Here is a 13,749-nt window from a genome sequence, read left to right on the forward strand (position 1 = left end):
TCAACCTCAAAAATAAGGGGTGAGTTGTTTGAAACAGCTCACCCTTTTACAATTTCATCCAATTCATGAGGGTTTTACACCCCTCGTAGTGCATATTTTCTTAAATTTGTGGCCATTAGGGCAATTCCCATTTCAATTTTTACTTTGAATTTTCCTCGAACGGAAAATCGTGTGAATCCCAAAATAGCCTTCAGAAATCCAAAAACTGGTTCTACATCAATTTTACGTTGATGATAGATTTCGGCAGTTTCAGGCTCTGAAAGCTTTTGTTGTACATATGCTTTTTGTTGTTCCCATTTCAAATTTATACGCAATCTTCGATTCGTACTTTCTTTTGCTTTCGTACATAAATGACGGATTGGACAACCTGTACAATCTTCACACTCGTACACTTTAAATTGACGAACAAATCCAGAAGAATCCTTACGTGTCGAAACAAATTTAAATGAAAGAGTTTTTTGATTCGGACATATATAGGTATCATTTACTTCATCATATATCCAATTGCTTGGTTTAAATGGGTCATCCTTGTATTTTTTCTTCTGCTCTTTTTCATACATCCCATATTTAATCAAAGGTGTTCGTTCTCGTTTTATCATAATGTCATCATAATTCGGTTCACTACCATATCCAGCATCCGCAACTATATATTCTGGTAAATCAAAATACCGTTCTTCAATCGTATCCAAGAAAGGTGTCAATGTTTTCGTATCTGTTGGATTTGGAAATACATCATAAGCAAGTGTAAATTGATTTTCTGTTGCGATTTGGATATTGTAGCCTGCTTTTAATTGTCCATTTTTCATATAGTCATCTTTCATTCGCATAAATGTCGCATCGTGATCCGTTTTAGAATAGCTGTTACGGTTTTGTAGAATCTCCAAATCATTTTGATACTTTTCTTTGCGTGCAATCCAATCATTCACTTGCTTTAATATCTGTTTTGGTGTTTTCCTTTCACTACGTAGTCGTTTTCGTTCCACCGGATCTTCAGAAGCTTCAATTTTTGTAGAATAGTCATCGACTACTTTTTCAAGAGATGATGCTACTTCTTTTAGTTCTTCTACTGAAAGCTCTTCTTCATTTTCACGTTCAATTGCTGGTAAGACTTGTTCTTCAAGTAAACGGTCATAGACTTCATTTGATTTTTTAATTAAATTGGCATGATGCTTTTCGATCGACTTTTTCCATACAAATGTAAATTTATTTGCGTTCGCTTCAATCTTAGTACCATCAATAAAAACGGCTTTTTCATCTATTAATTTTTCTTCAATAAGTTGACAACGGAATTGTACAAAACATTGACGGATTAATTCTTGCATTTGGGGATGTACACGAAAACGATTAATGGTACGATAGCTTGGTTCATATCCTTGAGCTAGCCACATCATCCGAATGCTATCTTTTGTTAAATCTTCAATACGACGACCTGAAAAGACAGATTGCGTATAACCACACAAGATAATTTTTAACATCATTCGGGGATGATAGGATGGACAACCAGTTTCTTTATAAAACGGAGCGAAAGCTTCGTCTGGAATGCTTTCGACTAAATGATGAATATGGTAGGCAATATCATTTTCTTGTAATATAACTTCTAAATCTATAGGTAAAACTAATTGATTCATGTTATAATATTTAAACATAAAGAGGCTCCTTTCTAAGATTTTGTTGTGGTGACTTAATTTTATCAAAAGAGCCTCTTTTTTTGTTTATATAAATTTAAGAAAGTTAAGTTGTTCGACGTGGAGGCCGCGACTCCTGCGGGAACAGCACGAGCCTCAAGACCCCGCAGGTGCGAGGTACGAGTACCGAGGAGGCTTGAGCCGTGCCCGCGGAAAGCGTCGGCCGGAACGGAGAACAACGTTTTCCATAAAAAATCGTCACTTCATGAAAAATCATAAGTGACGATTTTTTATTAGCTAGGGTTTTGTCCCAAGCTCTTGGCTTCTTATCATTTAACAGATTCAACGGAAATCCATTGTTGAGACCATTCTTCAATTGATTTCAATATGGGTTCCATCGAACGACCTTTTTCCGTCAATGAATACTCGATCACGACGGGAGTAGAAGGAAACACTTTTCGATTAATAATCTCCATTTGTTCTAATTCTTTTAAGCGGTCAGATAAAACCTTTCCACTAATACCGATAGTTGACTGTATTTCACTAAAACGTCTTGGTCCAGAAAGTAATTGATATATCACTAATGCAGTCCATCTCTGACTTAAGATGGATATTGCTTTTTCAAATTTTGGGCAAATCGCTGGCTGTTCCAATTACAACACCTCTCTAATTAAGTATTTTATCAAAAAGTCGCTTATAAAAACAAAATAAGTTATTTTATTTAACATCATTACAGTAAGTAACTAAACATTGAATAAAAATCTCAAGTGAAAATAAAAAAGCAGTCCAAAAAAGGACTGCTTTATTGTAATATTAATTTCTAATAAGATAGTCGAATGCACTTAATGCTGCAATTGCGCCAGAGCCCATGGAAATAATAATTTGGTTATATGGACCGTCTGTACAGTCACCTGCTGCAAACACACCTGGGATTGTCGTAGCGCCTTTTTTATCTACAATGATTTCACCAATGCGATTACGTTCAAGTGTACCTTCTAACCATTCTGTATTTGGAACAAGACCGATTTGAACGAATACACCTGCTAATTCAATATGTTTTTCTTCACCAGTAACACGGTCTACATATGTAAGTCCGTTGACTTTGTCTGTACCAGTGATTTCTTTTGTAGCAGCATTAGTAATAACCGTCACATTAGACAAGCTATGTAGACGTTTTTGTAAGATTTCATCAGCTTTTAATTGCTCATTGAATTCGAGCACTGTGACATGATTAACGATTCCAGCAAGGTCAATCGCTGCTTCAACACCGGAGTTTCCTCCACCGATGACCGCAACGTCTTTTCCTGTGAATAATGGTCCGTCACAGTGAGGGCAGTATGCAACACCCTTGTTTTTAAATTCCTGTTCACCAGGTACATTAATGTTACGCCAACGTGCACCCGTTGCAATAATGACTGTTTTGCTTTTCAGAACGGCGCCGTTTTCAAGTTCTACTTCAATTAGATCGCCTTTCTTTTCAAGGTGTTTTACACGTTGTAAATTCATGATATCAACAGGATATTCTTTCACATGTTCTTCAAGGGCTTTTGCAAGTTTAGGTCCCTCTGTTTCTTTTACACTGATGAAGTTTTCAATTGTTAATGTATCTAAAATTTGCCCACCAAAGCGTTCTGCGACAATACCTGTTCGAATACCTTTACGAGCTGCATAAATTGCTGCACTAGTTCCCGCAGGCCCACCGCCGATTACTAATACATCAAACGGATCTTTATTGGATAGCTCTTCCACATCTGAGCCTTTACCGAGCTTTCCAAGAATCTCTTCAATCGTCATACGGCCGCTAGCAAACGGTTCACCGTTTAAGAAAACTGTTGGTACAGCTAAAATATCTTTACTTTCCACTTCTTCTTTGTACGCAGCACCATCAATCATTGTATGTGTAATGTTAGGATTTAACACACTCATGATGTTAAGTGCTTGTACAACATCAGGACAGTTGTGGCAAGTTAAGCTAACGTAAGTTTCAAAGTGGTATTCGTCATTGATAGATTTAATTTGATCAATGATATTTTGCTCAACTTTTGGAGGACGGCCACTTACTTGTAGTAAAGCTAGTACTAATGAAGTAAATTCATGTCCTAATGGAACACCGGCAAAAGTGATACCAGTGTCTTCACCAACACGGTTTACGCTAAAGCTTGGTGTTCTTTTTAGTTCTGTTTTTTCTACTTTAATTTTTGGTGTCATGGATGCTAGCTCATCAACTAAAGCTAGCATCTCTTCAGATACCTCGTCAGAACCAGCACTTACTTTTAAAACGATATCGTTTTCAAGCAGCTGTAAATACTGACTTAGTTGAGATTTTATTTCTGCATCTAATGCCATGTTGAATCGTCTCCTTAAATTTTACCAACAAGGTCAAGGCTTGGCTTAAGTGTTTTACCAGTTTCTTTCCATTTTGCTGGGCAAACTTCACCAGGATTGTTACGTACGTATTGAGCAGCTCTAATTTTGTCGATTAAAGCACTTGCGTCACGGCCAATACCTTCAGCGTTGATTTCAACAGCTTGAATTACACCATCTGGATCGATAATGAACGTACCGCGATCAGCAAGACCTTCGTTTTCTCTTAACACTTCAAATTGTTTAGAAAGAACGTGAGTTGGGTCACCAATCATAGCGTAAGTGATTTTTCCAATTGTTTCTGAAGTATCGTGCCATGCTTTGTGAGTGAAGTGAGTGTCAGTTGAAACTGAGAATACTTCAACGCCTAATTCTTGAAGTTTTGGATATTGTTCTTGAAGATCTTCTAATTCAGTTGGGCATACGAATGTGAAGTCAGCAGGGTAGAAGCAAACTACAGACCAATGACCTTTGAAATCTTCTTCAGTTACTGTGATGAATTCACCATTTTTGTAAGCTTGAGCAGTAAATGGTTGTACTTGTTTTCCGATTAATGACATATTCATTACCTCCAAAAATCTTATTTTTAATATTAAAACTTTTTGATAATAATTATTAGCTAGGATTAATTATTATATACATATCTTTTTTTGTCAAATGGAATATATTAAACATTTCAAACATTAGTCTATATTTTAGACTACATATATATACATAAAAATGGAAAATGAATTGAAGTGACGAACAAACTAAACTTTTCCATTTTTCACTATATATTTATTTTAGAAGATACGAATGGGTAATACAAGAAACAAACTCCTATCTATAATGAATGTTTATGTTAGGATAGAGTACAAAGGTTTCATAGAGGGGAGAGTGGAGTTTAGTGTTTTTGGAACAATTGAAGAGAAAGTTAAATACACAGCAAATAAAATTTATTGGTGAAGAAACAGCTTTTCGTTCTGCAGTGTTGATTCCCATCATTCAAATAGAAGGAGAATGGCATATTCTTTTTGAAGTGCGTTCATTTACGTTAAGAAAACAGCCAGGAGATATTAGTTTTCCGGGAGGCCGTGTCGAAGATTCAGATGCCTCTCCATTAGAAGCAGCTTTGAGGGAAACCCATGAAGAATTGGGAATTCACCCCAATACAATTAAAGTAATAGGTGAACTAAGTCCGTTAATAACTTCCCCTTCCTTTGTTATTTATCCATATGTTGCAACAATTGATAATCAAGTTATTCAACCTTCTTATAATAAAGAAGAAGTAGAAGAAATCTTTACGATTCCAATAAAGTGGCTTCTCAATTATGAGCCATATTCTCATTTAGTAAAAATAAAGATCATTCCGCCATCAGATTTTCCTTATGAAAAAATTATTAATGGTAAGGATTATCAATGGAGAACAAGAGAAATGGAAGAATGGTTTTACGACTATGAGCAGTATACCATTTGGGGTTTAACGGCGAGAATTTTAAAACATTTTGTTGAAATACTGAAAAATAAATAAGATATTCTCTAATGGTAAAATTATAGAAATGATTACGAAGCATATCAGAGTTGTTTAAATAAAAAATTTGCTAGCACTTATTATTTGTTTTGTGCTCAAGATGTTATATCAATATAATTGTAATGAATCCAAATATTTCATTTTTTATTCATCATGCATTCGAAAATAATTTCACCAAATACGGTAAATAATATAAATCAATATAAGAAAAGAAAGTAATGATAGCTTTTATACACATGAATGTATAAAAAAATCCTTTCCATAAATGTACATTTTAACTTGCTATCAGAGCATAGATATAATATTTAAATCTCAAATTAAAAGTGTTATACTATAATAAGGTCAAAATGTACAAGAAGATGTTGACAAAAAATAGTCTACATCTTTATGGAAAAAATAGGGGAGATAAGGATGGTTATAAAATGAGTAGTAGTCAAACTAAGAAAAATGTCGTTCTAATCGGCGCCGGTATTATGAGTGCAACTTTAGGGACGTTACTAAAAGAGCTTGCTCCAGATTGGAATATTACGATTTACGAAAAACTTGATAAGCCTGGCGAAGAAAGTTCAAATGAATGGAACAATGCGGGTACAGGACATGCCGCACTATGTGAGCTTAACTACACTGTTGAAAAACCAGATGGCTCCATTGACATTTCCAAAGCAATTAATGTAAATGAACAATTCCAAGTTTCTAAGCAGTTTTGGGCTTACCTTGTAAAAAATAATTTAATTCAGAATCCGCAAGATTTTATAATGCCGTTACCACACTTGAGTTTCGTTACAGGTGAAAATAATGTTTCCTTCTTGAAAAAGCGTTTTGAAGCACTTTCAAAATTACATCTATTTGAAGGTATGGAATTCAGTGACGATCCGGAAAAATTAAAAGAGTGGATTCCATTAATGATGGAAGACCGCGTTATTACAGAACCAATCGCAGCTACAAAAATTGATTCAGGTACGGACGTAAACTTTGGTGAATTAACGCGTATTTTAGTGAAACACTTACAAAATCAAGGTGTTGAAGTACATTACAAACATATCGTTGAAGGCATTAAACGCACAAAAGACGGCCGTTGGGAATTAAAAGTCCACGATTTAGACAGCATTAAAATGAAATACGTTTCTGCTGATTTTGTATTTATTGGTGCAGGTGGCGGAAGCTTACATTTACTTCAAGATACAGGGATTCCAGAAAGTAAGCACATTGGTGGGTTCCCAGTAAGTGGTTTATTCTTAGTATGTAAAAACCCTGAAATCGTTAAAAAACACCATGCAAAAGTATATGGTAAAGCAAAAGTTGGAGCACCTCCAATGTCTGTGCCGCACTTAGATACTCGTTATATCGATGGTGAAAAATCTTTATTGTTCGGACCATTTGCAGGATTCTCACCTAAATTCTTAAAAACAGGTTCCTACATGGACTTATTTGCTTCAATTAAAGCAAATAATTTATTGACCTTACTTGCTTGCGGTGCGAAAAACGTGCCGTTAACAAAATACTTAATCGGACAATTAATGTTAACAAAAGAACAACGTATTGAAGAATTACGTGAATTTATTCCTAATGCAAAAGCTGAAGATTGGGAAATTATTATTGCTGGACAACGCGTACAAGTAATTAAAGATACTGAAACTGGCGGTAAAGGTACATTGCAATTCGGTACAGAAGTCATTACATCATCTGACGGTTCTGTCGCTGCATTATTAGGAGCGTCACCAGGTGCTTCAACAGCGGTTAAAGTAATGCTTGATGTAATTAATCGCTGCTTCCCAGAAGAAATGAAAAAATGGGAAGGAAAAATTAAAGAAATGATTCCATCCTATGGTCAAAAATTACTAGACAACCCAGATCTATTCAAAGAAATACAAGCTTCTACTGATGAAATTTTAGGTTTAGGAAAAGAAAATATAGAGAAAGAATTAGAAACAATTCAATAATGAAGGCTCTCTACATAGCCGTCTTAACATACCAGATCTCTATAAAGGGAATCTGGTATGTTTTTTATTACTTGCAAAATAACAGGATATGGATGTGAAATAAATGAGATACATCAATATGGTTAGGGGAATCTTTTATCAACGATTGAACCGCTTTGTTGCTGAAGTTTATATCGATGGTCAAAAAGAAAAAGTCCATGTTAAAAACACTGGTCGCCTAAAGGAATTGTTGATACAAAATGTAGAAGTGTTACTAGAAGAAAGTAATGATCCGAACCGGAAAACAAAATATTCGCTCATTGCTGTGAAAAAAGGCGAACGGTGGGTAAATATCGATTCCCAGGCACCAAATACTGTTGCTTATGAAGCGATATTAGATGGGAAAATTGCTGAAATTGGAACCATCCAAAAATTAAAAAAAGAAGTGAAATATGGAGATTCCCGATTTGATTTATACTTTGAAACGCAAGAAGAAAAAGGGTTTATTGAAGTAAAGGGCGTAACGTTAGAGAAAGATGGAGTAGCGGTGTTTCCTGATGCACCCACTTCTAGGGGGACAAAACATGTTTTAGAACTAATGAAAGCGGTGGAGGCAGGTTATAAAGGAATCATATTATTTATTATTCAAATGGAGGGTTGTCGCCTTTTTGTACCTAATCATGAAACAGACCCATCCTTTTCAAATGCGTTACGACAAGCTTCAAAACAAGGAGTGCAAATTTTAGCTTACGAAACAAGTGTAAGTGAACAATGTATGGTAATCAGTAATAGAATTCCCGTTGAATTAATATGAAAAAGGATTGTTACATAAAAAGAAGAATTTAGGACAATTTAATAATGAACAAATTAGATTTGTTCAATTTGCTCAATAAGGAGGATGGTTATGTCAATCGAGGATAATAAACATAAAGACGAGTTCCAACGCAAAAATAAGCTTCAATTTCACCAATCCCCTAATCAAAAATCAACAGAATTTGCTTCTGATATGGCAATTGAAACAACTTCCCAGAAGGAAAAAGGGCGTATACAACAACCAATCAGTGAAAGAACAGCATGGCATTAAGACTGACCATTTGAATTATTGAGTATTTATAAGCTATGGATACTTTTCCATAGCTTTTTTAAGTGAAAGTATTACCATAAAAAAACGCTTTACTTCAATTGTAAAGCGTATAATCGATTATTCTATAAAATGTTTTTTTAATGATTTTGCTTCCATCTTTCTAGAAATGCAAGGACATGTTTTGCATCGCTTCATACTATTAAGGAGATAGTTGTAACAACATGTTTTTCTGATTCTGAGCTCTGCTCCATTATCTACAAATGATTTCTTACCATAATATTTTCGCAGTGGATTTCCTATATGACTACCAAATAATGATCCATCTGCTTCAAAAATAATGTAGTGAAAGTCATCAATGGCTTGTTGATGATTCTCCTTTAACTCCATTTCATACAGCCAAAATACGTACACAGCAATATTTTCCCATAAAATCGTTTTGGAAATGCCAATCGTTTTTTCAAACATGGCGATGAGTGGAGAAATATTTTTTAAAAATAAATCCTTTATAACCTCTTGCCGCCAAAAGGAACGGCTTTGACAGTTTTGATTCAATTCCTCAAAGCTTAAATCCTTAAGATTAATTATTGGAATCCAGTTTTCCCCTTTCTCTGGCCATTCCATTTCAATCATATTCAGTTCAACATTGAGTTTTTTGTTCCAGACAGACATAGCAAATAAAGAAATAACTGCAACGAAAGCAAATCTCTTCATAAAAATGGAAGCTGCAACTTTTTCTGAAGGGGCACCAATCATCTCGGCAATTTTTGAAATGAATTCTTTAAGATAAATTTCATCCATTAATTGATAAACATTGAAAGTATGAATCGATTCAGAATTTAATCTATATTTTTTCAATATCTGTAATTCTTTCTCTGTTAATGTATTAACCATGGGAAATAACTACCTCTTTTAAAATGCATCTACCTTTGCCATGTGGGATGCACAGCGGCGTTCCAAACAAAGGATCTGGTGTTACTTCACAATCCATGTCAAAGACAGCTTTTACTAGACTTCGATTAATGACGTGCTCCGGCTTCCCTTGGGCAAAAACTTTTTGATTCTTGATAGCCACAATATGATGGGCATATCGACAAGCAAGATTTAAGTCGTGTAGGACCATTACCACCGTACGTTTTTCCTTTTCGTTTAATTCAAAAAGCAAATCAAGTATTTCGATTTGATGGGTCAGGTCTAAATAAGTGGTTGGTTCATCTAATAAAATGATATCCGTATCCTGAGCCAAAGTCATGGCAATCCAAGCACGCTGGCGCTGTCCACCGGAAAGAGCATCTACCGGTTTTTCTTTTAATTCTTCGAGTCGTGTCGCCTTCAAAGCATTGTTTACTTTTTCTTCATCCTCTTCTGACCATTGACGTAGCCAAGTTTGATGAGGATAGCGTCCTTGTTTTACCAGTTGCAAAACTGTTAAGCCTTCCGGTGCAGATGGTGATTGAGGAAGGATTGCCAATTGTTTAGCAACTTCTTTGGTAGAAAGCTTAGCGATTGATTTACCTTCAAGAATAACCGTACCAGATGTTGGCTTCAGCAGACGGGCGATCGAACGAAGAAGCGTCGATTTTCCGCAGCCATTTGCTCCAATAAATATGGTAATCTCACCCTTTGGTATTTTTAAATCCAACTCGTGAATTATGAGGTTTTTTCCATAGGAAATCGATAATTTTTTCGTCTCAATCGCACTCGTCATCTTGCTAGCTCCTTTTTATTTTTAGTTTTCGAATAATTTCGTTCCGAGCACTTCCAAAGAAAATATCTCTTCTGATACTCATTCACTTCATTTTAAGAATTTCTTGTTTTAAAAAGCAGATAGATAAAATATGGCGCTCCGATTCCTGCAGTGAATACGCCTGCAGGCACCTCTAAAGGTGAAAAGACGGTCCGGCCGATTAAGTCTGCAAGCATTACAAGTATTCCTCCAATAAATGCGGATGTAGGAATCAACGCCTCGAAGGATGAGCCAACAAGACGTCTTGCCATATGGGGAGCCATCAGCCCAACAAAACCAATCGTACCGGCAAAAGCTACTGAAATGCCAATTAACGCTGTACTTAACATTAATAATAGAAACCTATGTTTCTGAACGTTATCGCCTAGCCCAGTTGCTACATCATCACCTAATTCCTGAATATTAAGCTGTCTAGTAGCAAGAATGGCGAGGATTATTAAGATAACCGCCCCTGGAACAAGCATTGCAACGTTTGTCCAATTCGATCCATAAACTGAGCCCGTAATCCAAATATTTGCTTGGCTTGCTTGATAGATTGGTCCAGTTACCATTAAAAATGTGGTGAACGCCTGCATAAGTGCGGAAATCCCGATGCCAATTAACACAAGGCGAATAGGGGATACCCCATTTTTCCAAGAAAGGAAATAAACTAAGACCCCCACCACACTAGCACCAATAAATGCAGCTAATGGCAACCAAGCTATGCTGACTGTTAAAGAATGGTTCTGATCGCTGAAGATGGACATAAAACCGACAACGGCTACTGCCGCACCGCCAGAAATCCCCAATACTTCAGGTGATGCAAGTGGGTTTCTTACCATTCCTTGTAAAATGGCGCCAGCAATCGCTAGGGAAATACCGACAGTTAAGGCGACGATAATTCTTGGCAGACGGAATGATGTGATAACCAATGTTTCCATCTCTGGACCTAAGCCAAGTAGCACTTTAACAACTGTCAACGGGTTGATCTTCATTTCCCCTAAACCTGTGCTTATTACAAAAACAACAAATGCGATTATAGCTAAGGTTGTATAAATAAATGCAGCTTTTCGATCAATTAGTAATGATATCTTGCCGTTAAAAAGGCGTAAATTTTTGTATTTACTCATCGCGCATTGAACCCCCTTCTTGCAATATAGATAAAGAATGGAGTTCCAATTGCGGCGGTCATCACACCAACAGGGACTTCTGATGGCATTACTATGTATCTGGCAGCAATATCTGCTGCTAATAATAAAATTGCCCCCAAAACTCCGGCCATTGGAATAACCCAGCGGTGATCCATTCCTACAATTGCTCTTGCAAGATGTGGGACGATAATTCCCACAAAGCCTATTGGTCCTGCAACAGCGACAGAAGATCCAGCTAATAATATAACCAAAATTCCAATCGCAATTTTTATGAAACCAGTATTTAAACCTAATCCTTTGGCAACATCTTCACCCATAGCAAAAATATTCATTTTTTCTGAAATGAATATTGAACCAAGCCAGGCTATCGTCATATAAGGAATAACTGAAATAAGCGTTTCAAGATTTCTCCCTGCAACAGACCCTGCCAGCCAAAACAATACTTGGTCAAGTAGTGCTTCATCGATAACGAGCAATCCTTGGGTAAAACTAACAAACATCGCAGAAATCGCTGCTCCAGCTAGGGTTAACTTCATTGGTGTCAGCCCCTCACGCCCAAAAGAACCAATTATGTAGACACTAATGGCAGCAAAAGCGGCGCCAAGAAACGCAAGTACGTTAAAACTTTGCATATTATGAACAGAAAATATTGTCATAGCAACAACAACTGCAAAGCCTGCTCCCGCATTAATACCAAAAATCCCCGGTGAAGCTAACGGGTTTTTTGTTAACGTCTGCATTAGAACTCCGGCAATCGCTAGGCTTGCCCCAACTGCCGCAGCTATTAATGCCCTTGGGATTCTTACTTTTTGAATAATAATATGTTCATTCGATCCATTGTAATGGGTAAAAGAATCAATGGCTGTTCTCCACGTAGTATCAGCATATCCAAAGATAACACTGGCACACATAAAACCAATCATTAATAGGAAAGTAACAAAAAGGCCAATCCATTTATAAGAAGTCCTTTTCAACAACATCTTTTTGAAGACCTCTCTTTTTTATTTTAAGTCTATATACAACTAAACATAGCTGTCAATGACTTTGATAATCATTTTCAATTGTATATTGACAGAGGTGTATAGGTTACTTTATGATTAGCTTGTTGAAATTGATTATCATTTACAATTAGTTAAGGAGGATACAGTACAAGTGAAACTGTTCAAAACATATTTGATTCTTTTCTCTGTAATAGCCGTTTTATTGCTGGCGGCATGTGGCGGCAAAGAAGAAAAAGCAACTGAAAAAACAGATCAAAAAACGACAGAAGAAAGTACGTATACAATTGAACATGCAATGGAATCCACAGAAATCAAAGGTACTCCAAAAAGAGTTGTTATTCTTACAAACGAAGGAACCGAAGCATTGTTGGCTTTAGGAGTAAAGCCAGTTGGTGCGGTTCAATCTTGGCTTGGTGATCCTTGGTATGAACATATTAGCAAGGATATGGAAGGCGTCGAAGTTGTTGGGACTGAGAGTGAAGTGAATGTGGAGAAAATTGCTTCGTTAAAACCTGATTTAATTATCGGGAACAAGCTTCGCCAAGAAAAAATTTATGATCAATTAAATGCCATTGCACCTACTGTTTTTTCTGAAACTTTACGTGGTGATTGGAAAGAAAACTTTAAGTTATATGCTAAAGCGTTAAATCTCGAAGAAAAAGGAAATGAGGTATTAGGTCATTACGATCAACACGTTGCCGACGTGAAAGAAAAACTTGGTGACAAAGTGAACAAAGAAATTTCTGTTGTTCGCTTTATGGCTGGAAAATCCCGTATTTATTACACTGATTCATTTTCAGGGGTTATTTTCAATGAATTAGGTTTCAAGCGTGTTGCTCATCAGGAAGAGTTGTTTACTTCAGATAATAAACTTGGCAATTTAGCTGTTGAAGTAGGAAAAGAAGTTATTCCGAAAATGGATGCAGATTACCTATTCTACTTCACTTATGCTCCCCAGGGAGATCAAGAGGCATTAAATACAGCAAAGGAATGGACAAGTGATCCTCTATGGCAAAATCTAAATGCCGTTAAAAACGGTAATGCTTTTGAAGTGAGCGATGCAATTTGGAACACTTCCGGCGGTGTAATTTCAGCAAACTTGATGTTAGATGATTTAGAAAAATTATTAACGAATTAATATCTGCCATAATATCCCAAGTATAAACTTAGAATTGGCCGTCTGAAAAAGCCATTTTAAAACGGCACTTTGCGACGAGGATACTTGTTTCAACTACCTCAAGGAGCAAAGGTTGATTATATAAGAGTGTCTGGAAAGTTTAGACTTTCTAGACACTTTTTTTTGCACCCTTTAAACAAATAATGCGCTTCAATTATTTACTTCTTAGTTATTTTTTTTCAAAATAAATGGTTG

The 13,749-nt window shown here is 36.1% G+C and carries 13 protein-coding genes; 5 read left to right on the forward strand and 8 right to left on the reverse strand.

Annotation, left to right across the window (positions count from 1 at the left end):
• Nucleotides 1-74: 74 nt before the first annotated feature.
• The 4 genes from NST00_RS03180 to ahpC form a co-directional block, all read right to left on the reverse strand.
• Complete coding sequence (locus tag NST00_RS03180) at nucleotides 75-1,646, reverse strand: IS1182 family transposase (protein WP_016839668.1); 1,572 nt, start codon at nucleotides 1,644-1,646, stop codon at nucleotides 75-77.
• Nucleotides 1,647-1,954: 308 nt separating this feature from the next.
• Entirely contained in the window at nucleotides 1,955-2,278 is a 324-nt protein-coding gene (locus NST00_RS03185) for a winged helix-turn-helix transcriptional regulator (protein WP_168412247.1), read from the reverse strand.
• Between the two features lie 160 nt (nucleotides 2,279-2,438).
• Nucleotides 2,439-3,971 (reverse strand): alkyl hydroperoxide reductase subunit F, encoded by a 1,533-nt coding sequence (gene ahpF, locus NST00_RS03190; protein WP_340709634.1) that lies wholly within the window; start codon nucleotides 3,969-3,971, stop codon nucleotides 2,439-2,441.
• A gap of 14 nt (nucleotides 3,972-3,985) precedes the next feature.
• Nucleotides 3,986-4,549, reverse strand: a complete 564-nt coding sequence (gene ahpC / locus NST00_RS03195; protein ID WP_016838485.1) for an alkyl hydroperoxide reductase subunit C — start codon at nucleotides 4,547-4,549, stop codon at nucleotides 3,986-3,988.
• A gap of 326 nt (nucleotides 4,550-4,875) precedes the next feature.
• Between ahpC and NST00_RS03200 the strand changes: the two genes are divergently transcribed.
• From NST00_RS03200 to NST00_RS03215, 4 genes are all read left to right on the forward strand, one after another.
• The gene (locus tag NST00_RS03200; protein ID WP_016838487.1) at nucleotides 4,876-5,499 is read left to right on the forward strand and encodes an NUDIX hydrolase; all 624 of its coding nucleotides are present in this window, start codon (nucleotides 4,876-4,878) and stop codon (nucleotides 5,497-5,499) included.
• A gap of 422 nt (nucleotides 5,500-5,921) precedes the next feature.
• Nucleotides 5,922-7,439 carry a malate:quinone oxidoreductase gene (locus NST00_RS03205; protein WP_016838489.1) on the forward strand — a complete coding sequence of 506 codons (1,518 nt, stop codon included), beginning with the start codon at nucleotides 5,922-5,924 and terminating at the stop codon, nucleotides 7,437-7,439.
• A gap of 103 nt (nucleotides 7,440-7,542) precedes the next feature.
• Nucleotides 7,543-8,232, forward strand: coding sequence for a DNA/RNA nuclease SfsA (gene sfsA / locus NST00_RS03210; RefSeq protein ID WP_016838490.1), 690 nt, complete (start codon nucleotides 7,543-7,545; stop codon nucleotides 8,230-8,232).
• Between the two features lie 90 nt (nucleotides 8,233-8,322).
• Nucleotides 8,323-8,502: a hypothetical protein gene (locus NST00_RS03215; RefSeq protein ID WP_016838491.1), complete on the forward strand. Its 180-nt coding sequence runs from the start codon at nucleotides 8,323-8,325 to the stop codon at nucleotides 8,500-8,502.
• A 117-nt stretch (nucleotides 8,503-8,619) separates the two neighbouring features.
• Here the strand turns inward: NST00_RS03215 and fhuF are convergent, their stop codons facing one another.
• The 4 genes from fhuF to NST00_RS03235 all read right to left on the reverse strand — a co-directional run bounded on the left by fhuF (nucleotide 8,620) and on the right by NST00_RS03235 (nucleotide 12,356).
• Nucleotides 8,620-9,393 carry a siderophore-iron reductase FhuF gene (fhuF, locus tag NST00_RS03220; protein WP_168412248.1) on the reverse strand — a complete coding sequence of 258 codons (774 nt, stop codon included), beginning with the start codon at nucleotides 9,391-9,393 and terminating at the stop codon, nucleotides 8,620-8,622.
• Nucleotides 9,386-10,207, reverse strand: a complete 822-nt coding sequence (locus NST00_RS03225) for an ABC transporter ATP-binding protein (RefSeq protein ID WP_016838493.1) — start codon at nucleotides 10,205-10,207, stop codon at nucleotides 9,386-9,388. The genes fhuF and NST00_RS03225 overlap by 8 nt, the downstream gene beginning before the upstream one ends.
• 92 nt (nucleotides 10,208-10,299) lie before the next feature.
• Complete coding sequence (locus NST00_RS03230) at nucleotides 10,300-11,355, reverse strand: FecCD family ABC transporter permease (RefSeq protein ID WP_016838494.1); 1,056 nt, start codon at nucleotides 11,353-11,355, stop codon at nucleotides 10,300-10,302.
• A complete protein-coding gene (locus NST00_RS03235; protein ID WP_016838495.1) occupies nucleotides 11,352-12,356 on the reverse strand; it encodes a FecCD family ABC transporter permease in 1,005 nt (334 codons plus the stop codon). The genes NST00_RS03230 and NST00_RS03235 overlap by 4 nt, the downstream gene beginning before the upstream one ends.
• 172 nt (nucleotides 12,357-12,528) lie before the next feature.
• Between NST00_RS03235 and NST00_RS03240 the strand changes: the two genes are divergently transcribed.
• Nucleotides 12,529-13,515: an ABC transporter substrate-binding protein gene (locus tag NST00_RS03240; RefSeq protein WP_340709635.1), complete on the forward strand. Its 987-nt coding sequence runs from the start codon at nucleotides 12,529-12,531 to the stop codon at nucleotides 13,513-13,515.
• Nucleotides 13,516-13,749: the final 234 nt, after the last annotated feature.

Source organism: Ureibacillus sp. FSL K6-0165 (assembly GCF_038004285.1).
GTDB classification, from domain to species: domain Bacteria; phylum Bacillota; class Bacilli; order Bacillales_A; family Planococcaceae; genus Ureibacillus; species Ureibacillus thermosphaericus.